15 protein-coding genes and 1 tRNA gene are annotated in these 21,645 nt (G+C 65.2%); 7 read left to right on the forward strand and 9 right to left on the reverse strand.

Going from position 1 to position 21,645, the window contains the following annotated elements; translation table 11 throughout:
• The first annotated feature begins 92 nt into the window (after positions 1 to 92).
• The gene (mnmC2, locus tag ACW17U_RS13885; RefSeq protein WP_492053198.1) at positions 93 to 1,907 is read left to right on the forward strand and encodes a tRNA (5-methylaminomethyl-2-thiouridine)(34)-methyltransferase MnmC2; all 1,815 of its coding nucleotides are present in this window, start codon (positions 93 to 95) and stop codon (positions 1,905 to 1,907) included.
• A 250-nt stretch (positions 1,908 to 2,157) separates the two neighbouring features.
• On the opposite strand, the gene ACW17U_RS13890 is transcribed toward mnmC2, so the two are convergent.
• The 4 genes from ACW17U_RS13890 to cpdR all read right to left on the reverse strand — a co-directional run bounded on the left by ACW17U_RS13890 (position 2,158) and on the right by cpdR (position 5,795).
• Positions 2,158 to 3,369, reverse strand: coding sequence for an OmpA family protein (locus ACW17U_RS13890; RefSeq protein ID WP_492053200.1), 1,212 nt, complete (start codon positions 3,367 to 3,369; stop codon positions 2,158 to 2,160).
• Between the two features lie 438 nt (positions 3,370 to 3,807).
• Positions 3,808 to 4,938 (reverse strand): alginate lyase family protein, encoded by a 1,131-nt coding sequence (locus ACW17U_RS13895; protein WP_492053202.1) that lies wholly within the window; start codon positions 4,936 to 4,938, stop codon positions 3,808 to 3,810.
• Between the two features lie 308 nt (positions 4,939 to 5,246).
• A tRNA-Val gene (locus tag ACW17U_RS13900) sits at positions 5,247 to 5,321 on the reverse strand.
• Positions 5,322 to 5,438: 117 nt separating this feature from the next.
• Positions 5,439 to 5,795, reverse strand: a complete 357-nt coding sequence (cpdR, locus tag ACW17U_RS13905; protein WP_062144046.1) for a cell cycle two-component system response regulator CpdR — start codon at positions 5,793 to 5,795, stop codon at positions 5,439 to 5,441.
• Positions 5,796 to 5,959: 164 nt separating this feature from the next.
• Here cpdR and ACW17U_RS13910 point away from each other — a divergent pair, with 164 nt between their 5' ends.
• The 3 genes from ACW17U_RS13910 (at position 5,960) to ACW17U_RS13920 (ending at position 11,922) form a co-directional block, all read left to right on the forward strand.
• On the forward strand, positions 5,960 to 6,895 hold the full coding sequence (locus ACW17U_RS13910) for an N-formylglutamate amidohydrolase (RefSeq protein ID WP_492053204.1): 936 nt from the start codon (positions 5,960 to 5,962) through the stop codon (positions 6,893 to 6,895).
• Positions 6,896 to 7,444: 549 nt separating this feature from the next.
• Positions 7,445 to 9,277 (forward strand): translational GTPase TypA, encoded by a 1,833-nt coding sequence (gene typA, locus ACW17U_RS13915; RefSeq protein WP_062144038.1) that lies wholly within the window; start codon positions 7,445 to 7,447, stop codon positions 9,275 to 9,277.
• Positions 9,278 to 9,564: 287 nt separating this feature from the next.
• Positions 9,565 to 11,922, forward strand: a complete 2,358-nt coding sequence (locus ACW17U_RS13920) for a putative bifunctional diguanylate cyclase/phosphodiesterase (protein WP_492055743.1) — start codon at positions 9,565 to 9,567, stop codon at positions 11,920 to 11,922.
• Positions 11,923 to 11,975: 53 nt separating this feature from the next.
• On the opposite strand, the gene ACW17U_RS13925 is transcribed toward ACW17U_RS13920, so the two are convergent.
• Positions 11,976 to 12,224, reverse strand: coding sequence for a GlsB/YeaQ/YmgE family stress response membrane protein (locus ACW17U_RS13925; protein ID WP_062144035.1), 249 nt, complete (start codon positions 12,222 to 12,224; stop codon positions 11,976 to 11,978).
• A gap of 206 nt (positions 12,225 to 12,430) precedes the next feature.
• A complete protein-coding gene (locus tag ACW17U_RS13930; protein ID WP_492053207.1) occupies positions 12,431 to 12,886 on the reverse strand; it encodes a GNAT family N-acetyltransferase in 456 nt (151 codons plus the stop codon).
• A 51-nt stretch (positions 12,887 to 12,937) separates the two neighbouring features.
• Between ACW17U_RS13930 and ACW17U_RS13935 the strand changes: the two genes are divergently transcribed.
• Both ACW17U_RS13935 and ACW17U_RS13940 read left to right on the forward strand, forming a co-directional pair.
• Positions 12,938 to 14,107 carry an aminotransferase gene (locus ACW17U_RS13935; RefSeq protein WP_492053209.1) on the forward strand — a complete coding sequence of 390 codons (1,170 nt, stop codon included), beginning with the start codon at positions 12,938 to 12,940 and terminating at the stop codon, positions 14,105 to 14,107.
• Positions 14,104 to 14,637, forward strand: a complete 534-nt coding sequence (locus ACW17U_RS13940; RefSeq protein WP_492053210.1) for a GNAT family N-acetyltransferase — start codon at positions 14,104 to 14,106, stop codon at positions 14,635 to 14,637. Before ACW17U_RS13935 ends, ACW17U_RS13940 begins: the two co-directional genes overlap by 4 nt.
• Here ACW17U_RS13940 and ACW17U_RS13945 read toward each other — a convergent pair.
• The 3 genes from ACW17U_RS13945 to ACW17U_RS13955 all read right to left on the reverse strand — a co-directional run bounded on the left by ACW17U_RS13945 (position 14,606) and on the right by ACW17U_RS13955 (position 20,704).
• Positions 14,606 to 17,188 carry an ATP-binding protein gene (locus ACW17U_RS13945; protein ID WP_492053212.1) on the reverse strand — a complete coding sequence of 861 codons (2,583 nt, stop codon included), beginning with the start codon at positions 17,186 to 17,188 and terminating at the stop codon, positions 14,606 to 14,608. The two genes, ACW17U_RS13940 and ACW17U_RS13945, sit on opposite strands and share 32 nt — an antisense overlap.
• A gap of 78 nt (positions 17,189 to 17,266) precedes the next feature.
• On the reverse strand, positions 17,267 to 18,031 hold the full coding sequence (locus tag ACW17U_RS13950; protein ID WP_492053214.1) for an SDR family oxidoreductase: 765 nt from the start codon (positions 18,029 to 18,031) through the stop codon (positions 17,267 to 17,269).
• A 180-nt stretch (positions 18,032 to 18,211) separates the two neighbouring features.
• On the reverse strand, positions 18,212 to 20,704 hold the full coding sequence (locus ACW17U_RS13955; protein ID WP_492055744.1) for a TonB-dependent receptor: 2,493 nt from the start codon (positions 20,702 to 20,704) through the stop codon (positions 18,212 to 18,214).
• A gap of 196 nt (positions 20,705 to 20,900) precedes the next feature.
• Here ACW17U_RS13955 and ACW17U_RS13960 point away from each other — a divergent pair, with 196 nt between their 5' ends.
• On the forward strand, positions 20,901 to 21,578 hold the full coding sequence (locus tag ACW17U_RS13960) for a TetR/AcrR family transcriptional regulator (protein WP_492053216.1): 678 nt from the start codon (positions 20,901 to 20,903) through the stop codon (positions 21,576 to 21,578).
• Positions 21,579 to 21,645: the final 67 nt, after the last annotated feature.

A 21,645-nucleotide genomic window follows, 5' to 3' on the forward strand; every position in this document is an offset into this window, starting at 1 on the left:
AAAGGGCCGTCCCCAGGGGCGGCCCTTTTTCATTCGTCTCTCTCATGGCCTGCGCCTTGACAGGACCAGGGCCCGGACGGCTCTAGCCATCCATGACCGACGCCTTGCCCGACGACGCTTCTCCCCTGGTCTGGAACGAGGACGGCCTGCCGCGCTCGCGGGTGTATGGCGACGTCTATTTCTCCAGCGCCGATGGCCTGGCCGAGACCCGCGCCGTCTTCCTGACCGGCTGTGACATGCCGGAGAGCTTTGCCGGACGTGACCGGATGGTGGTCGGCGAGCTGGGCTTTGGCACCGGCCTGAACATCGCCGCCCTGCTGGACCTCTGGCGCCGCGAGGCCCCGGCCTCGGCGCGGCTGCACATCTTCTCCATCGAGGCACACCCCGTCTCACGCCAGGATGCCGCCCGGGCCCTGGCGGTCTGGCCTGAACTGAGCGAAGCCGCTGAGGCCCTGCTCGACCAGTGGCCGGGCCAGGCGCGGGGCTTTCACCGGGTGGATCTGCCGGCCTTTCGCGCCACTCTGGACCTGGCAGTCATGGATGTCGCCGAGGCCCTGGACAGCTGGGATGGAGCCGCTGACGCCTGGTTCCTGGACGGCTTCTCTCCGGCCCTCAATCCGGGCATGTGGAGCGAAGAGATCCTGGCCGCCGTCGCGGCCCGGTCGGCCCCCGGTGCCCGGGCCGCCACCTTCACCGTCGCCGGCGCGGTGCGGCGGGGCCTGCAGGCCGCCGGGTTCGAGATCGCCAAGCGCCCCGGCTTTGGCCGCAAGAAGGACCGGCTGGAGGCCTGGCTGCCAACCGCCCCGCCGGTGGCCCCGCCCCGCCCAGGCCGACTGGCCATTATCGGCGGCGGCATTGCTGCGGCGGCCCTGGCCCGCGCTGCGGCGTCCCACGGCCTGAGCGCGACCATCATCGACTCTGGCGAGATGCCGGCCTCCGGCAATCCGGCCGCCCTCGTCACCCCGGCCCTCGACGCCGGTGGCGGTCCTCGGGCCGCTCTGCCCGCCCAGGCCTTTGCCAGGGCCGTACAGCTCTATGAGGCTGTCCCCGGCGCCGTGATCGCCAAGGGCGTGTTGCAACTGGCCCAGACCGTCGAGACGGCCGGCCGCTTCACCGCCATTGCCGGCCAGGACCTCTTCGAGCCCGGCACCATGACCGTGCTGGACCCGGCCACCGACCGTCTGGGCGAACCAGCCGGTGCCGCCCTGGTCATGGACCAGGCCCTGGTCGTCGAACCGCAGGTCATCCTCGACGGCTGGCGCGGTGAAGTCCGGTCGACCCGGGTCGAGGCCCTGGTTCGCGACCCCGAGGGCTGGCGTCTGCTCGATGCAGAGGGTCAGGAGATTCTGCGCGCGGAAGTCGTGGTGGTCGCCACCGGTGCCGGCCTGGGAAAACTGCTGCCCGACCTGCCCGGTCGCCCCGTTCGCGGTCAGGCCAGCTGGGCGGCAATGGACGATGGGTTCGAGCAGATGCCCGCCGCCTTCGGCGGTTATGTGGTCCCGACCCGAAACGGTGTCCTGTTTGGTGCCACCCATGATCGCGACGACCTCGACACCGGCGTCAGGGCCGAGGATCACCAGCGCAATCTGGACAGCCTCGCCAAAGGCCTGCCAGGGCTGGCGGCGCGGCTGGCCGGGGCGGACTTTTCAGGCCGTGCGGCCACGCGGATGACGACGGCCGACCACCTGCCCCTGGCCGGCCGGGTGGCCGAAGACCTCTATGTCCTGGGCGGGCTCGGCGGACGCGGATTCTGCCTCGCCCCGCTGCTGGCCGAGCACATCATGGCCCAGATCGCCGGTGCGCCATCGCCCCTGCCGCGCAAATTGTCGCAGCTTGTGTTTGCCCGTCGTTTTGACTCGCGCGAGGCGAGACCTCGCGTATTGTCAAAGTCGAAATTGGACAATTAGGTCCGCGTGATCGAGCTTTAGCCCGGCCAGTCTGGCCCGGCGAAGGGTGTCCGCCACCGAAGCCGGCGCCCGAAAAGATGAGACCGGCACCCCCCAGGTCGGTCCATGACGGCGGCCCTTACGCCCTCTGGGCTGCCGACGGTGACGCTCCCGACGCCCCATCGGGAGCGTCTTTCGTTTCGGGTCCTCACATCAGAAAAAGGGGCCCGACCTTGCGGTCGAGCCCCGAGCTTTCCGTCAGACCTTGGATCTAGAAGTTGATCGAGATCGTCGAACGACGGTTCAGCGGTTCCTTCACACCATCCGCCGTGGCGACGGCGGGCGCACTTTCACCCTTCCAGTCGACGGCCACCGCAGTCGAGGCGATGCCCTGACCCACCAGCCCGTCAGCGACGGCCTTGGCACGACGTTCCGACAGACGGGTGTTGTAGCGGTCCGAGCCCGAGGTGTCCGTATGGCCCGTGATGGTCAGCCGGGTAGCCGATCCGCTTCGGGCATAGTCTGCCGCCTGCTGAACCACGGCCTGGGCTTCCGGCGTCAGCACGAACTGATCGAACGGGAAATAGACTACGAATTCCCGGGCCTCATAGATGGGCGCGGGCGGCGGTGGCGGCGGGGCCGGCGGCTCTGGCGGCGGCGCAGGCGGGGCCATCGGGGGCTGCTCCGGAGCCATGGGCGGCGGCGGCGGCGCACCGAAGGTGTAGCGCACCCCCAGGGTCACCGATGTGTCCTTGTACTTGCCTGAATAAATGCCGGTGTCGGTGATCGAGCCGACGCCCGGACCGGCGTTCTGCGTCACCTGACCCCACTTGAGGTCCTTGGTGGCCAGGTAGCGGCCGGTCAGGTCCAGGCTCCAGTTGGGCGCGAAGTCCCAGGCCAGACCCAGCAGGCCCTGATAGGCAAAGGCCTGGTCGACATCATCGAAGCTGGCATTCTGGAACGGGGCACCGCCGACCGGCACGCCGCTCAGCTGGCCATAGACCTTGTTATGGACCCAGGCGACACCGGCACCGGCACCGATGAACGGATGCAGGGCGGAGTCCGGCATCAGGTCATAGACCAGATTGGCCATCAGGGTGGTGGCCCTCATCTCGCCGTTCGGTTCGCCGCACTTGGGCGAAGAGGCGGTGCGGATCGGTCCAGCCGTGCAAAGGCCGATCGGTTGAGCGCCGGCAAGACCTGAGCCCCGGACGCCATCGATGTCGGCACCGCGATAGCCGTACTCGGCTTCAACCCGCCAGGAGGGCGAAAACTTGTAGCCCAGGCGACCGAAGGCGGCCCAGTCCTCTTTCTGGGAGAAGTCCCAGTTGTAACCCTTGGAGGAGGTCGCCTTGACGTCCTTCGGCATGTGGTAGCCGGCGTCGCCGGCAACATACCAGCCGCTCGTCGCGCTTTGGGCCGAGGCACCGGATACAGCGCCAAGGGCGACCGCCGCGACGCCGACCAATAGTTGAAGTCTCATGGATTGCACCCTCGCTGGAAATGTCATGGGGCCGACCCGGAGGCGGACCCGACAGGACAAACGCAGCAGGAACCAATTCGTATGTGGCCAATGGGCCACTTTGCGGGATTAGCGCGCGCCCCCGGCCCCGGCGGTGACCCGATAACGCCGCAGGGAGCCGGCGTGACGCCAGGCAAACGCCTGACGCGGCCAGGGCGAACCTGTCAGAAAGCGCGATAAGGCTGGAAGGGAATGGCGGGTCGGGAAGGGGCAAAGTCGAACCAGGTATTGGAGGTTCTGGGCGATTGGCTTCGGGGTGGATTACCCCCTGTCAGGCGCATGATCAGTTTCGACTGCGCCCAGAGATCATGTCCACGATCTCGGATCAGGCGAAGAGTCCCTTCACCATCCGTCGCGCCTTCTAGCGATTGCAGCCTGAAAACTCGGGGGAAAAGACTGTTAGCGTGCGTGGGTCAAGGTTTCATGGAAGATATTCAGAACAGATTGGCCATCGGTTCGAATTCGTTGCACGATCAGCTTTTCGGAATTGGGCAAAGGTAGCCCCATTCGGTGATGGTAATGGTGGAAGCCCACTTCAAATGTATTGAACAGGGTCGTGCTGGCTTTTGATTGACGGCAAACCCCCTGCATATCCCCCGTCAGAAGCTGTTTCGCCAAAAGCTCCATGGCCGGCACCAAACGCGCCTCGTGTTTCCCGTAGACGTCAACACCCTGATTCCACGCTATTTCGGCGGCATTCAGGGCAGAGGCCATCCCGAATTGAGCGTGGTGCCCATTGTCGCGGCAGGTTTCCTGAGTGAGGCCATCTACCCACTCAACCGGGTTGAACCAAAAGCTCTGCAGATTGCCCCCGTCACCGAAAATTGGGGCAATGTCCGGTTCTGATTTCACATAGATATAGGTGGCCAGCCGCGCATCCAGCCGCTCAAGACCAAGCTTGAACGCGACCTCATCATCGTTGAAGACAGCCAGCGTCATCAGGGCATTGATCTGGGTGAGATCAACATTGCCGTTCCAGCTGCTCGGCGTCATGAGCTGCGGATAAAAGGCGCGCCGAAACATCAGCTGCAGCGCCGTTATGTCTTCATGTCGAAAATCGGCTGACGAGCGCATGATCTCGGCCGCTTCACCATAGAGGACGCCGACCCAGCCTGCATGCAGTTTGTCCTGATCAGTTCCGCCTGTAAAACCTTGGAAGTGCGCGAGATTAGACAGAACCCCACTCGCCTGACGAAAATAGGTTTTGTTGCCGGTGAGGCGCCAGGCAAGTGCATTGGCATAGGCATTGACAGCATCGGCTTCCGAAAGGGCGGCCTGGTCCCTGTCACCAGCGTCGAGTGTCACGATAGCCGGTCCAGCCGATTTGGCTTTGAGGACGACGTCTGCGAGGGCGCCTGTCCAAGGCTGACTATTTGAACTGATCTCGGATTCTACGCGATTGAGGTTTTCAGAGGTATTGAGCGCGCCCGGATGACGAAAAGCATGGATTGAGGCTGATGCCACCGCATGCCCTGCGCCGAAGATGAGAGCGCTAAAGGCAAACGCTAAGGCAAAAAGCAGCCTCTTCATGATGTCAAAGCCTCACGCTCGGAGCTCAAATCTCGTGAACCGGACGCGAGCACTGCAGGGGCTGATCACGGTTACGGGTATGTTGAGCGACTGCGATTGTTCAGAAAATCCGAAACTTGTCCGACGATCGAAACAGCGCATTCCTCGGCACCGTATCGGGGGCAGATATCGAAACTCCCGCGTGAGTTCGCAAGTGTCACGCGCCAATTCGCGCTCAGACGCCCAGTCAAGTTTCTGGTATTGGCCGTTGGACTGAATGGGCTTCGAACGCCCTCGCCGAGACATATCCGGCGCAGTGGGCGGGAAAATGGTGGACGCGACAGGGATTGAACCTGTGACCCCCTCGATGTCAACGAGGTGCTCTCCCGCTGAGCTACGCATCCGCCAAAGCGACCCAGAAGCGCTGTAAAAGCGTCCCGGGCGGGAAGGTGACGGGGTATAGCGGCGGCTTTCGCATCGCGCAACCCGCCAGTTTTAAATTCTGTGACGGGGCGAAAAAGTTAGGCCGCCATCATCTTTTCGACCTCGGCGACCAGGTCGCGGAGGTGAACCGGCTTGGACAACACCTTGGCCCCCGCCGGCGCACGGTCCTGGGCGGACAGGGCCACGGCGGCAAAGCCGGTGATGAACATGATGCGCAGGGCCGGATCGCGGGCGGCGGCCTGCCGGGCCACCTCGATACCGTCCATGCCGGGCATGACGATGTCGGTCAGCAGCAGGTCCCACGGATGATCCAGATGCTGCACGGCCTCTTCGCCGTCCGCACAGGCCTGAACCTCGAACCCCGCACGCTCGAGCGCCCGCGCCAGGAAACCGCGAAGGGAGTCGTCGTCTTCAGCAAGAAGGATGCGAGCCATGGTGGTCTTTTTCCGCAGGTCGTCGGCGTTGAGGCTGCACTCTAGGGCACGGACTGTAAATCGGGGATGAACTCTGCGTCCATCCGTCGCTCTCGGCGGACTTTCGCTGCCAATGCGCCGCAAAGGGATTTGACCCGGCCCGCCGGGCCTTGCGACTATGGCCCATGAGCGCCCTGGAGCCTTTGGGATCGATGCCATCGCCGGACACGGCGGCGACCGCCGCCGCACCGTGCGACCGTCCGGTGCATGAGGTCCTGCGCGCAGCTCCGGAAAACGCGCCGCCGCCGACGGCCCTGGTCTTTGCGTCGCCCCATTCCGGCAGCATCTATCCGGCCGACATGATGGCCGCCGCGCGGCTGGATGCCGAGGCGATCCGGGGCTCCGAAGACGCCTTTGTCGACCAGATCATTGCCGGCGCGCCGGCCCTGGGGGCTGCGGTCATCCGCGCGCGGCTGGCCCGGGCCTATATCGATCTCAACCGCGAGCCCTGGGAACTCGACCCGGCCATGTTCGAAGACGAACTGCCGGACTATGCCAGAAGCCGTTCGGCCCGGGTGGTCGCCGGTCTCGGCGCGATCGCCCGGGTCGCCAGCGAGGGGCGCCCGATCTATGCCCGCAAGCTGACCTTCGCCGAGGCCAGGCTGCGCGTAGAGCAGGCCCACCGCCCCTATCATGATGCTCTGGATCGCCTGCTGGCGGCGGCACGGTCGACCCATGGCTGCGCGATCCTGGTGGACTGGCACTCGATGCCGGCCGCAGCCGCCCAGGGCCAGAGGGCGCGGGGCGGTGGGCGCTGCGACATCGTTCTGGGCGACCGGTTCGGCGCGGCCTGCTCGCCGAAGCTGACGGCCCTGGTGGAGCGCGAGCTGGAGGCGATGGGCTATCGCGTCGCCCGCAATGCGCCCTATGCCGGCGGCTATACCACCGAGCATTACGGCCGCCCCGCCCGCAGGACCCATGCCCTGCAGATCGAGATCAATCGCGCACTCTATATGAATGAGACGACCCGGGTCCCGAACGAGGGTCTCGCCCGGCTGGCCGCTGACGCAGAGCGCCTGACCCTTGCCCTGACCAAACTGGACCTTCAGAGCCTGCGTTAGGCGGATACTCAAGCGACCCAGGACTCCGACCGCCGGGCTCGATCCGGAGGTTCTGAGCGCAAAATCCCCGGAACCGAATGGCTTGGTGACCGCTACCAGACGCCAGGCCAAAAAAAAGCCCGGCTCAAGAGCCGGGCAGTTCATTAGGGAGGAAACGCCCAGGAAGGGCAGAAGCGGCAGCGCCGCCTCACAGGTCGTTTATAGGGTGCGGTGCGAAATTGGGCAAGCGGAAAAGTGGGCGTGAAAGTCGATTTTTCCGGAAGGGTTTGGTGAAAACCCCTGCTACCACAGGGGTTGCAGAGCGATGACCCGCGACTTCTGCTCAAATTGCAGGCATGTTGCACTGCACAATTAGTTGCGATTGTAACAACCCACCCCCTCGCCCCTGCGCAAACCCCGCCAAATCAAGGTTTTCGCACTGACACCGGTTTCCAGGGCAACCTCTTTCGCACGAGGTGGGTGGATAAACGCTGCGCAGTCGCGTAAAAGCCGCGCGCCTGACGCGCGCAGCGTCATCTCCCGTTTCTTCCCCGAAAGTCCGCCTTCTCCATGTCCATGCGAAACATCGCCATCATCGCGCACGTCGATCATGGCAAGACCACCCTCGTCGATCAGCTCCTGGCCCAGTCCGGCGTCTTCCGCGCCAATGAGGCTACGACCGAGCGCGCCATGGACTCCAATGACCAGGAGCGCGAACGCGGCATCACCATCCTCGCCAAGTGCACCAGCGTTCTGTGGCACGGTGAAGCCGGCGAAACCCGCATCAACATCATCGACACCCCAGGCCACGCCGACTTCGGCGGCGAAGTCGAACGCATCCTCGGCATGGTCGATGGCTGCGTGATCCTGGTCGACGCCGAAGAAGGCGTCATGCCCCAGACCAAGTTCGTCCTGGGCAAGGCCCTGAAGATGGGCCTGCGTCCGATCCTCTGCCTGAACAAGGTCGACCGCCCGCACGCCGATCCGGACCGGATCCTCAACGACGTGTTCGACCTGTTCGCCGCCATGGGCGCCACGGACGAGCAGCTGGACTTCCCGCACATCTATGCGTCGGGCAAGAACGGCTGGGCGACCATGGACATGAACCAGCCCAACGACACCCTGGCCCCGCTGTTCGACCTGATCGTCCGCCACGTGCCGGAACCCAAGGTCGTCGAGAATGTGGACAAGCCGTTCCAGATCCTGTCGGTCCTGATCGAAAACGACCCCTTCCTGGGTCGCCTGCTGACCGGCCGTATCACCTCGGGCAAGGCCGTCCCCGGCATGTCGATCCACGCCCTGTCGCTGGACGGCAAGGAAATCGAGCGCGGCCGCATCACCAAGGTGCTGGCCTTCCGCGGCCTGAAGCGCCAGCCGGTCGATGAAGCCGAAGCCGGCGACATCGTCGCCATCGCGGGCCTGTCCAAGGCCACCGTGGCCGACACCCTGTGCGCCATGGAAGTCACCGAGGCCCTGCCCGCCCAGCCGATCGATCCGCCGACCATCTCGATGACCGTCTCGGTCAACGACAGCCCGCTGGCCGGCAAGGAAGGCGACAAGGTCCAGAGCCGCGTCATTCGTGACCGTCTGCTGCGCGAAGCCGAATCCAACGTGGCCATCAAGGTCAGCGAAACGGCCGAAGGCGACGCCTATGAAGTCGCCGGTCGCGGCGAACTGCAGCTGGGCGTGCTGATCGAAGGCATGCGCCGCGAAGGCTTCGAAGTGTCGATCAGCCGTCCGCGCGTGGTGTTCCAGACCGATCCGGAAACCGGCAAGCGCCTTGAGCCGATCGAAGACGTCATGATCGACGTCGACGACGAATTCTCGGGCATCGTCATCGAAAAGCTGTCGATGCGTAAGGCCGAGCTGAAGGACATGGGTCCGTCGGGCGCCGGCAAGACCCGCCTGCAGCTGGTGGCTCCGTCGCGTTCGCTGATCGGCTATCAGGGCGAGTTCCTGACCGACACCCGCGGTTCGGGCGTGCTGAACCGTGTGTTCAGCCACTACGAGCCCTACAAGGGTGCCATCGACAGCCAGCGCAAGGGCGTGCTGGTCTCGAACTCCGACGGTGAAACCGCCGCCTTCGCGCTGTGGAACCTGGAAGATCGCGGCACCATGTTCGTCGGTGCCGGCGAGAAGACCTATCAGGGCATGATCATCGGCGAAAACAGCCGTCAGGATGACCTTGACGTCAACCCGATGAAGGCCAAGCAGCTGAACAACATCCGCGCCTCGGGCAAGGATGAAGCCGTTCGCCTGACCCCGCCGCGTCGCATGACCCTCGAACAGGCCATCGCCTATATCGAGGAAGACGAGCTGGTCGAAGTGACCCCCAAGAACATCCGCCTGCGCAAGCAGACCCTGAACCCGTCGTTCCGCAAGCGTCGCGTCAAGGAAGAATAGGACTTCTGGTCCACGAGACAGAACAGGCCGCCGCCCCTCGGGACGGCGGCCTTTTTGTTTGCCGCAGCCGTTGTAGATCGACGGTCATAGTGTCGCGGGACCAGGCCCTGTTCCCGCGACGAAACAGGCTTAACCGTCAGTTCACCAAACACCGGCAGGGTGTCCGGGGGACGTCGCCGTCCTGAAGAGACCAGGACCATCTGCCTTTGCGCAACGCCGTCGCAAACTCGATCATCAGCCGGGGGCGCAGCACGATCCTGGGCCTGCTGCCGACCGTGCCTGACGACATGGCCGGCCGGATCCGGCTGGAGCAGCTGAGCAGCATCCTGCGCCTGACCCCCATCATGATGGGGGCCAACATCCTCATCGCCATGCTGGTCTGCCTGGCCGGCTCGACCGGTCCCCATCGCGACGCCCTCCTGGTCTGGTCAGCCCTGGTGATCAGCTACGGCCTGCTGGGCCTGAGGGGCTGGCTCTCCGCCCAAAGACGCAAGGCCGGCAAGTTCACCGTATCGGAGCGCGGTCTGCGCCGGATCGCGACCCAGGCCGGCCTGCTGGGCTGCCTCTGGGGCATCCTGCCGATCCTGGCCATGGACGGCGACACGGCCAGCGTCCAGATGCGGATGATGATCGCCGCCGTCATTGCCGGCATGATCGGCTGCGGCGGCTTCGCCATGCTGGCCCTGCCCCAGGCCGCGATAGCCTATTCGACCCCGATGGTCCTGGGCTCACTCTATGTGCTGCTGCGCAGCGGCGATCCGATCCTGCTGGCCTTGGCCGGGCTTCTGATCTTCTGCTACCTGGTCATCAGCCTGTCCTGCCTGTCGCACGCCAAGGTCTTTGCCGAACGCCTGGTCGCCGGTGAGGAACTGGAGCGCCAGAAGCAGGTGGTCAGCCTCCTGCTCAGTGATTTCGAGGAAGGGGCCAGCGACTGGCTCTGGGAAATCGACGCCCACGGCGCCCTGACCTATGTCTCCGACCGGATGGCCGCCGCCGCCGGCGCGGACCGCAGCGCCCTGATCGGCCGCCCGCTGGCCTCGCTTTGCGGTGCCGCCGCCGAGAGCCCGGCCGGGCCTGTCGCGTCCCTGGCTGTGCTGTTCAGCGAACAGAAGACCTTCCGGGACGTGATCGTTTCGCTCCAGGTCCAGACCGAGACCCGCTGGTGGTCGATCAGCGCCAAGCCGATCCACGACATGAGCGGCGGCTTTACCGGCTTTCGCGGGGTCGGCGCTGACGTGACCGCCGCGCGCGAGGCCCAGGCCCGCATCTCACGCCTGGCCCATTTCGATGTCCTGACCCAGCTGCCCAACCGCCTGTCCTTCCTGCAGGCGCTGAGCCAGGCCTGGCACGACCACGGCACCGACGAACCCAGCTCTGAGACCGGCGGCGGCTGCGCCGTGCTCTGCCTGGACCTGGACTTTTTCAAGGGCGTCAATGACAGCCTGGGCCATCCGGTCGGCGACGCCCTGCTGGTCGTGGTCGCCGAGCGCCTGCGTCAATGTATCGGCGAGACCGGCTTTGTCGCCCGGCTCGGCGGTGACGAGTTCGCGGTCGTGGTGGCCCCTGCTCCTTTGCCGGAAGCCCTCGGCGAGCTGTCGCGGACCATCGTCGAGGCCCTTTCCCAGCCCTATGAGATCAAGGGCCACAATATCCTGATCGGAGCCAGCGTCGGCATCGCCATGGCCCCGGCCGATGCCGCCGATCCCGACAGCCTGCTGAAGAATGCCGATCTGGCGCTCTATCGCGCCAAGGGTGACGGCCGCGGTGCCTATCGCTTCTTCGAGATGTCGATGGACGTCTGGGCCCAGGAACGCCGGGCGCTTGAGATGGATCTGCGGGCCGCCCTGGCCAATGACGAGCTGAAGCTGTTCTTCCAGCCGCTGATCGGCAGCCGCGAGCACGAGATCACAGGTTTCGAGGCCCTGCTTCGCTGGCAGCATCCACGACGCGGCCTTGTGCCCCCCAATGACTTCATCGAATGCGCCGAGCAGTGGGGCCTGATCGGCAAGATCGGCGAATGGGTCCTCAACGAGGCCTGCAGACAGGCCGCGTCTTGGCCCACCTCGCTGACCGTCGCTGTCAATCTGTCGCCCAACCAGTTTGCCTCCGGCGACCTGGTAGGCCAGGTGGCCCGCGCCCTGGCGCTATCTGGCCTGGATCCGGCCCGGCTGGAACTGGAGATCACCGAAGGCCTGCTTCTGCAGGACACGGCCCGCACCCTGGAACAGCTGGCGTCGCTGAAGACCCTGGGCGTGAAGATCGCCATGGACGACTTCGGCACCGGCTATTCCAGCCTGGCCTATCTGTGGCGGTTCCCGTTCGACAAGATCAAGCTGGACCGCTCATTCGTGGCCGAGATGAGCGACAATGCCACCATCACCGACATCGTCCGCACCATCACCCTGCTCGGCCAGACCCTGAAGCTGCAGGTCACGGCCGAGGGCGTTGAGACCGCCGATCAGGCGCGGATGCTGGGCGAGATGCATTGCGACCATTTCCAGGGCTTCCTGTTTGGACGTCCCATGCCGGTCGGCGATATCCCCAACTTCCTGATCAGCGATCTGGCCCGCCGCATGCGTCGCGAAAGCGTCGAGGCGGCCGAGGCGGCCGAGGCGGAAGACGCTGCGAACAGCGCATCGGCGTAACGCCTGAAATCCGATCGCTCCGGCCTTCGCCGGGGAAAGCGGATGTTCTGAGCCTAGCTTTTCTTGATCAGACCCAGCAGGGCCAGGAGCAGGATGGCGCCGAGGGTCGAGATCAGCAGGCTGCCGATGAACCCGCCCCAGGCTATTCCCAGGGCGCTGGCGGCGAAGGCCCCGAGGAATGAGCCGACCACCCCGACGACCAGGTTGGTCAGCAGACCGTGATTGCGCTTCATGATCTGTTCGGCGATCCAGCCGGCCAGAATGCCGATGATGATCGCGCCGATGAGGCCTACGCCGCTCATGGATATCTCCTGATAGCCCGGTTGAGCTTCAGGAATGCGTGAGCTGCGGTGAAGGTTGCGTCGGTTCGTGTGATCGATGCACTTGCCCCCTCCTGGCTGCTGCGCAGCCGTCCTCCCCCGTAGGGGTAAGATGAAGAGCGCCAATCTCATCTTCCCCCTACGGGGGAGGAGCGCCGAAGGCGCGGAGGGGGCCAGTCCGTTGGCCCCTAAACCCGCCGTTCCATGAACACATCGGCCCGCGCATACGGCGTGTCGCGATGGGGCAGATCGACAAACCCCATCGCCCGATAGAGTCCGAGCGCCGGGGCGAGGCTGGAATTGGTCTCCAGATAGAGCCGGGGCGCGCCCAAGGCCTCGGCCTTGTCGATACAGGCCTGCATGAGCAGCCTGCCCAGCCCCGTCCCCCTCGCCTGCTCGGTGACGGTCATCTTGGCTACTTCGAACCCGCCGTCCTCGAGCAGGATCAGGCCGACGCAGCCGATGATCTCGCCCTCGTCGGTCTCGGCCATCAGGATGTGGCCACCCTTGTCGAGGATCTTGCCGACTGGATCGTTCAGCGCCTCATGGTCCTTGGCCTCCATCGTGAAATATCTGGAGATCCAGGCGACATTCAGGTCGCGCCAGGCGTCGGCATGTCGGGCTTCAAAGGGCAGGATGCGCATGGACGCGATAATGTGCGATCAGACACTCCAGGCAACAGGCAAACCCCGATCATGGTCCATCCCGTCTTCGAAAACCTGCCCACCACCATCTTCGAGGAGATGAGCGGACTGGCGCGCGAACTGGGCGCGATCAATCTGGGTCAGGGCTTTCCGGACGATGCCGGTCCCGAGCCGGTGCGCGCCAGGGCGGCCGAGGCCCTGATGACCGGCTCCAACCAGTATCCGCCGATGCGGGGCCTGCCCGAACTGCGCCGCGCCGTGGCCCAGCACTACCGCCTGTCCCAGGGGCTCGACCTCGACGAGGGCGAGATCACCGTCACCTCGGGCGCGACCGAAGCCCTGGCGGCGGCCTTCTTTTCGCTGATCTCGCCCGGGGATGAGGTGGTGCTGTTTCAGCCCCTCTACGATGCCTATCTGCCGCTGATCCGCCGGGCGGGCGGCGTGCCCCGACTGGTGCGCCTGACCCCGCCGCACTGGCGCTTTGACCGCGCCATGCTGGAGGCCGCCTTCACGCCCCGGACCCGGATGGTGGTGCTCAACAGCCCGCTCAACCCGGCCGGAACCGTGGTGCCCGATGAGGACCTGGCCCTGCTGGCGGAGTTCTGCTTGGCGCATGACGCCATCGCAGTCTGCGACGAGGTCTGGGAGGCGGTGACCTTTGACGGCCGCCGCCACCGCTCGCTGATGGACTTGCCCGGCATGCGCGAGCGGACGGTCAAGATCGGCTCGGCGGGAAAACTTTTTGGTATGACAGGGTGGAAGGTCGGGTTCCTGTGCGCGGCACCGCCCCTGACCCGGGCGCTCGCCGCAGCCCACCAGTTCCTGACCTTTACCACACCGCCCAATCTGCAGGCCGCCGTGGCCTGGGGGCTGGACCATCATCGCGACTGGTTCACCACCATGCCGGCGGGTCTGCAGGCCTCCCGCGACCGGCTTTCTGCTGGCCTTGTGGCTGCGGGCTTCGCTGTCCTGCCCAGCGCCGGCACCTATTTTCTCAATATCGATCTGCGCGCCTCGGGCCTGGCCCTGAACGATCGCGACTTCTGTCTGAGGCTGGTGCGCGAACACGGCGTCGCGGCCATACCCGTCTCGGCCTTCTATGCCGAGACACCGGTGCAACACATTGCACGTCTGTGCTTTGCCAAGTCTGACCAGACTCTGGACGAGGCGGTCGCCCGCATGGCCCGCGCCCGGCAGGCTCTAGAAAGACAGGACGCATGACCGGATCGCCGCTCATGGAACAGGGCCGAAGCGTCTCGCTGATCTGCGCGACCTCGGAGATGATTCAGGCCGAGGACCTGGGCGGCGAGGCGATCGCCAGCTGCCTGGGGGTCGCCCCGCCCGCCTCCTGGCCGCCCGAGCACAATGACGCCGCCACCCGCAGCTGGATGAGCGACCTGCTGGCCCAGAATCCGGACGAACCGGGCTATGTCTCCTGGTACGTCATCGGCCAGGGTCGACTGGTCGGGGTCTGCGGCTACAAGGGCCCGCCCAATCTGTGGGGTGAGGTCGAGATCGGCTATTCGATCGTCGAGGCCGAGCATCGCAAGGGTTTCGGCGTCGAGGCCGCAGGCCTGCTGGTGGCCCGCGCCTTCCGTGACCCTCGGGTCGCCGTGGTGACGGCCGAGACCTTACCGGCCCTGGTCGCCTCCCAGAAGGTGCTGATGCGATGCGGCTTTAGCCATGTGGGCGGCCATATGGACCCGGACCAGGGTCAGATCATGCGGTTTGAGGTGCCGCGTCCTGCCTGACCGGTCGGCTGGCCACCAGGCGGGCCGACAGAACCTGATCCATCACCGATAGCAGGTTCCGCAGGTCGATGGGCTTGGCGACATGGGCGTCGACCCCGGCGGCCAGACAGGTCTTGATCTGGGCCGACAGGACGTCCGCCGTCAGGGCGATCACGGGCAGGCGTTCAAAGCGCGGATCGGCGCGCAGCCGGCGGGTGGCCTCCAGACCGTCCATCACCGGCATGTTGATGTCCATCAGAACGATGTCGACCGGACCGGCCTCGAGCGCCGCGAGCGCCTGGCGACCGTCTTCGGCCTCGATCAGGTCACACTCCAGCGGGGCCAGGAATAGCCGGATCACGCGGCGATTGATCGGGTGGTCGTCAACGACCAGGACCCGCCGCCCCTGCAGGGCGGCAAAGGCCGGTTGCAGAACATCCTCGGGCGCGCCGGGTTCGGGAGCCGGCAGGCTATCGGGCGCGCCGGCGTCGAGCAGCATCCGGATGGTGAAGACCGAGCCTTCCCCTTCGCGGCTCTCAACCTGGATGTCGCCGCCCATCAATTCTACCAGCCGCCTTGTGATGTTCAGACCCAGACCCGTGCCGCCGAAGTTGCGCGTGGTGGACGCATCGGCCTGGGTAAAGGCGCTGAACAGCTTGGCCAGGGTGGCTTCGCTCATGCCGATGCCGGTGTCGCTGACCCTCAGGCCAATGCTCTGGCGGTCCGTGGCCTCATCCAGGCCGCAGGACAGCGCCACCTCCACCCGGCCGGCATTGGTGAACTTCAGGGCGTTTGAGACCAGATTGGTCAGGCATTGGCGCAGGCGCACCGCGTCGAACAGCAAGGGTCCCGGCGGCGGTCCGTCGACCCGGAAGACGAGGTCGATGCCCTTCTCCCGCGCCGTCGGCTGATAGCCGCCGATCAGCCGGGCACAGACCACCGTCAGGTCGCCTGCGGTCGGGGCGATCTCGAGCTTTCCCGCCTCGATCTTGGACAGGTCGAGGATGTCGTTGAGCAGCACCAGCAGGGTATCGCCCGAATCCAGGATCAGTTCGATCTGCTCGCGCTGGCCCGGTGTCAGGTCTTCCGAGCGCAGCGACTGGGCCAGGCCCAGCATGCCATTCAAGGGCGTGCGCAGCTCGTGGCTCATCACTGCCAGGAAGGACGACTTGGCCTGGTTGGCGGACTCGGCCCTGGCCTGGGCCTCGCGCAGCGACCGGGAGACACGGCGCTGATTATAGGCCCAGGTGCCGCCGCCCAGGAACAGCAGGGACAGCAGCAATGCGATCACGCCGGACGCCTGGGCCAGGCGGCGGTTGAGCTCGACCTCGGCCGCCAGACGACGGCTTTCGTCGCGCTTGGCGCGCAGCTCGCTCTCAAGCGCCGCCGACATTTCGGCCACGCTGTGGGTATGGGCCTTGTCGCTTTCGGCCCGATCCCGGCGTTGCCAGGCATCCAGCTTCAGGAACGCCTCCCGGCTGCGACCTTCGGCCTGGTCGATATAGGCCTCGGCCAGCTGCTCAATCTGCGGATCGCGTGCGGAGAGGCTTGTCGGCACGGCCCGCAGACGGGCGAGGTCGGAACGCGCACCAGCGGCATCGCCCACCATGGCCCGGGCCAGAAGCCGCCTTTTCAACATCACAACGAGCAGTCGGCTGTCGGGATTGGCCAGGGCGGCCGTCATTTCCGGCAAGCAGGCCAGAACCCCCTTCGGCGACTCGCGGGCCTCGGCGACGAGCGCGCAGAGAAACCGGTCCCAGGCCCTCAGGCCAGGGTCGCCACTGGCCCAGGTCATCTGGTGATGCAGCTTGGCGAACCGTTCGGCCGCGTCGATCTCGCCGACCTCAACGGCGGTGAAGGCGATATCGTAGACCCGTTCGATCTTGCGCATGTAGAAGGCGTCGCGCTCGTCGAGGGCGGCGGCCTCCGCCATGCGCTCCAGGGCCCCTTCCTTGTCGCCGATGTCGGCCAGCGTATAGGAATGCACCTGATGGACTTCGGCCAGCAGGGGACGGGCGATCTCGCCGCGGAGCTCGATCTCCACGCTCAGATTGGCGGCCAGGCGCGCGGCTTCCGACCAGTCTCCGGTCTGGCCCAGATGACGCACCCGCTCAATGCCGGTCATCATGCGGACATCCTGCGACGGATGGCCCAGTAGCCGCTTCCAGTCGGCTTCGGAAAAGGCCTCGAAACCGCCGGTCTCATTGCTGTAGGTCAGGACCATCAAATCGGCCAGGGCCAGCAGCGGCGCGTCATTGTCGCGCCGGGCGGCCAGACGGGTCTTGGCGATCCAGCTGTCGAAAGCGCCCCGGATCTGACTGCTCTTGTAGGCGTAGATCACGCGCCACAGGCCGTAGAGGCGCTCGGGCCCCTTCAGGCGCAAGGCCTTCTGCCCAGCCAGCTCAATATCCTCGTTGTCACGCGGCGGCCGGCGGACCTGATGGGCCCCGATGCTATTGTTCAGCTGCTCAAGCCGGACCGCCATCGTCGACGGGGCACGATCCGTCGCCCAGGCGCCGGCGCAAGCGGCCAGGCTCCCGAAGAAAACGACAGAGGCCAGAAATCGTCTCAAGGCCGCTCCTTGAATTGGGGGGGAACCCTGCAACCCAAGGCGTATATGCCCTATTAAGCTTGACCGCCGGAAGTGAGGTCAGATTGTCGCGCCCCCGTCGACGACCAGGGCCTGACCCGTCATGAAGCTGCCGGCCTGTGACGCCAGATAGACGGCTGCCCCGGCCAGTTCATCAGGTTCGCCGATGCGGCGCAGCGGCACGCCCTTGGTCGAGCGTTCCAGGGTCTCCGGATTGTCCCACAGCGCCTTGGCGAAGTCGGTCTTGATCAGGCCCGGCGCGATGCAGTTGACCCGCACATTGTCCGGCCCAAATTCATGGGCGAGGTTGCGGGCCAGCTGGAAGTCGGCGGCCTTGGAGATGTTGTAGGCCCCGATGATGGCATTGCCGCGCAGGCCGCCGATCGAGGAGATGATGATGATGGAGCCGTCGCGGCGCTCACGCATCTCGGGCGCGACCATGCCGATCAGCCAGTGATTGCTGATGATGTTGTTGTCGAGGATCTTGCGGAACTGGTCGTCGGCTATGCCGGCCAGGGGCCCGTAATAGGGATTGCTGGCGGCGTTGCAGACACAGATGTCGATCTTGCCGAACGCCTTGCGGGTTTCATCGACCAGGCGCTGCAGGTCTTCCTTGGCCCCGATATTGGCCGGTACCGCGATCGCGGTGCCGTCGCCATGCCGGGCATTCAGTTCGGCGGCCACCTCGTCGCAGGGGCCCGCCTTGCGGGACGAGATCACCACCTTTGCCCCATGTTCGGCCATGCGCTGGGCGATGGCCTTGCCGATCCCGCGCGAGGATCCGGTGATGATCGCCACCTTGCCGGTGAGGTCGAAGAGGCCCATGGCGCGCTCCCTGAAACGCTTGTTTGAATTGAGAGCACACTGAGCCGCCCAGGCGGCGCGGTCAAGGTTTCGGGGCCAGCCCCAAAACGACGAAGGCGCTTCCAGCCGAAACCGGAAGCGCCTTCTGAAGTCAGTCCCGAGCGCCACCCGGGCGAGCCGGGCGGCACAAAGGTCTGGTGACTAGAACGACTTGCGCAGGGTCACACCGTAGGTGCGCGGCACAGTCGGATAGCCGCTGTAGCTGCCGTCCTGAACCACGGTCGGGAAGGACGCGATCAGGCTGTTTTCCTTGGTCAGGTTGCGGACCCACAGCATGGCTTCAAGCTGATGGGCTTCGTTGATCAGGCCAAGGCTGGCATTGACGTTGTTCTGACCCCAGGTCGACAGCTCGGGCGGGGTGGTTTCCGTCAGCTGCGTGTCGCTGGTGTAGTCATATTCGACCCGCAGATAACCGGCGTAGCCGTTGCCGAAGTTGTGGTTGGCGGTGGCCGAGGTCGAGACGCTCCACTTCGGGATACCGGCCGGCGCATCACCGGTCAGATCGCGGAAGTTCGGACGACGACCGGTCGCCGGGTTCAGCGGGCAGCGGACGGTGTCATAGTTCACGCAGGCCGCACCGGTGAAGGAGTCGTACTTCGGGTCGAGATAGGTGACCGCGCCGGTCAGGGACAGCCAGGACAGGGGGCGATAGGCGCTGTCGACTTCGAAGCCGCGAACCGATTCCTTGCCGGCATTGACCAGGCTGTAGCCGATGCCCGTGAAGGCGTTGGACTGGAAGCCCTCGATCGCCTGGTCGAACACCGCCACGTTGAAGTAACCGCCCGGGAAGTTGGCCTTCATGCCGGCTTCAAGCACGGTGACGTCTTCGGGATTGGCGCTGCGGCCGACGCCATTGGCGTTCGGCGGACGGCTGTCGGAGGACAGGTTGAATGCCCCGGCCTTCCAGCCCGTCGAGTAGCTGACATAGGTGTTGATGCTGCCGAAGTCATAGGCCGCACGAAGCGAATAGGTGACCTTGTCGGCCTTCAGCTTCCCCGATTCCGAAGCATTGGGGAAATTGACCGGCGCATGGTTGGTCGTGTTGCCATAGTAGAACTGCAGACCGCCGAGGCCGGCATAAATGTTGCCGGGCAGACCGAGGGCCGCAAACTGCGGAACGGCGCTCAGATTCAGGGACGAGAAGGGGTCCTTGAGGACGACGTTGGACTTGGCGTCCTTCTCGTCGCTCAGGAAGGCCAGACCGCCGGTCAGGGTCAGCTTGTCCGTGACGGCATAGTCAGCCTGGCCGAACAGCGAGAACGAGGTCTGTTCCATCGTATAGTAGTCATCGATGCCGTGGCCGGCCTGGAAGTAGGTGCGGCCCGGAACGACTGAGGGCGTGACCAGGCTCTGCAGGAACTCCAGCGCATAGATGTTGGAGCGACCGGTCAGGGCCGGACGCAGGGAGGCAGGCAGGGCGCCGAGCAGGGTGGCCGGAACCGGGCCGCTCAGGCCTTCTGCGAAGCCCCGGATGTCCTTGCCGAAAGCGATCGTGCGGCCGGTATCCAGCTTTTCGTTCTGATAGAAGCCACCGACCAGCCAGCTGAGCGGACCATCGCCCTTCGAGGCCAGACGCAGTTCCTGGGTGAAGGTCTTGATCGTGTTGCCAAGATCGTTGGTCGCCAGGTCGGCACCGGAGAAGTCGATGTCCTGGAACGAGGCGCTGTTCTGCTTGCGATAGGCGGTGATCGCGGTCAGGTTCGCAAAGCCGAAATCGTGGTCGAGCTGGCCCGACACGCCCTTGCCGGACAGGCTATTGGCCGGATCGCTGGTGAAGGTCACGTCGCGATTGAACTTGGTGGCCGGGTTGCCGATCTTGGCCCCCAGACCGAACGGGGCCGGGGCGCCGATGAACTGGGTCGCAGGACCGTTCAGCAGCTGCACCACGGTGCAGCAGACTTCGTTGATCTTGTTGTAGTCGGCGATGATCCGGATCGAGGTTTCGTCGGTCGGCAGCCACAGAACGTCGCCGCGGATCGACCAGCGGTCACGGTTGTTGACGTCATTGCCGGTGATCACGTTGGTGGCGAAGCCGTCGCGCTTGTTCATGCCGCCGGACAGACGCAGGGCAACGGTCTCGCTGAGCGGGCCGGTGACGGTCGCCTTGAATTGCTGCGAGTTGTAGTTGCCGAGGCTGACCTCAGCCTTGCCGCCGAAATCGAACTGCGGCTTCTTGGTCACGATGCTGATGGCACCGGCCGAGACGTTCTTGCCGAACAGGGTCGATTGCGGGCCGCGCAGCACTTCGATGCGCTCGATTTCCGGAAGGTCGTCCAGGGCCGAGGAGGAGCGCGAGCGATAGACGCCGTCGATGAACACGGCGACCGAGCTCTCGATGCCGTCGTTGCCGTTGCCGTTGCCGAAGCCGCGGATGACGAAATTGGTCTGGCTGACGGCGTTGAACTGCGAAACCTTCAGCGAAGGCACCATGGACTGCAGGTCGATCAGGTCGCGCACCTGGGCGCGCTCGACGGCCTGGGCACCGGTCACCGAGACCGAGACCGGCACGTCCTGCAGGGTCTGCTCGCGCTTGGTCGCCGTGACGATGATCTCTTCGACGGTCGAGTTGGACGTTTGGCTTTGCGCGAGCGCTGGGCTGCTAGCGATCAGCGCGGCGAGTGAAACGCCGAGCATCTGGATCTTCTTCACGTAAACCTCCCTCAGGTTTTTTGCGGGCCCCTGTCGTTGCAGCGGCCATCGTTGGGCAAATTTATGAGCACCTAGATATTTTAATGCAAGTTAGACTTTCGGGCGCAGCGCTTGCGGTCTGCTCTTTTCCGTCCGATAGAGTCCCAAACGCCGGAACAAGGCGCAAAGCGGGGCGGAAATTGTGAAGGGCCAAGACCCTGTCGCGACGACGGGCACATATGCGTCCAAGCCACTGGCCCAGAGCCTGAAATCGGCCAAGAAGCGCGATGCGATCCTTCGCGCGGCGATCAAGATCATCAATCTCAAGAGCTTCGCCCTGGCGACGATGTCCGAAATCGCTGCCACCCTCGATCTGCGCGATGCCTCGCTCTACTACTATTATCCCAACAAACAGGCCCTGGCCTTCGCCTGTCACCTGCAGTCGCTGGAACGCCTGGAACGCATGCTGGTCATTGCCGACCGCGAAGCGGAGTCTGGAGCCGGCAAGCTCGAGCGGCTGTTGACCGACCTGCTGCACGACTCGGCCGAAAACGGTCCGCAGCTCTATTTCGGCGATCTCTCCTATCTGTCGGACGCCCAGAGGGAAGAAGTCTCGGACTGGGGACAAAGGCTGACCGCCGATCTTGAGCGCTTCGTCGAGGAGGGGATCCGGGACGGCTCGATCGTGCCCTGCGAGCCGCAGCTGGTCGTTCAGCTGTTGCTGGGCATGCTGATCTGGCTGGTCAAATGGGTGCCGACCATTCGTGGCGTGACGCCTGACCGGCTTATGGCCGCCATGGGCGTCGTCAGCCTCACGGGCCTGCAACCGCGCCGCTCCGGGAGCGCAAACCGGCGATTGAAACCGTTGCCCGCGACCTAGAATCCCTGCCGCCTTGAGGGCCTGAGCGGCTTGCACGTCCTCGCGGCCGATGTCCCGCCCCGCCGAT

The sequence above is a fragment of the Caulobacter sp. AVps16 genome (assembly GCF_058681455.1).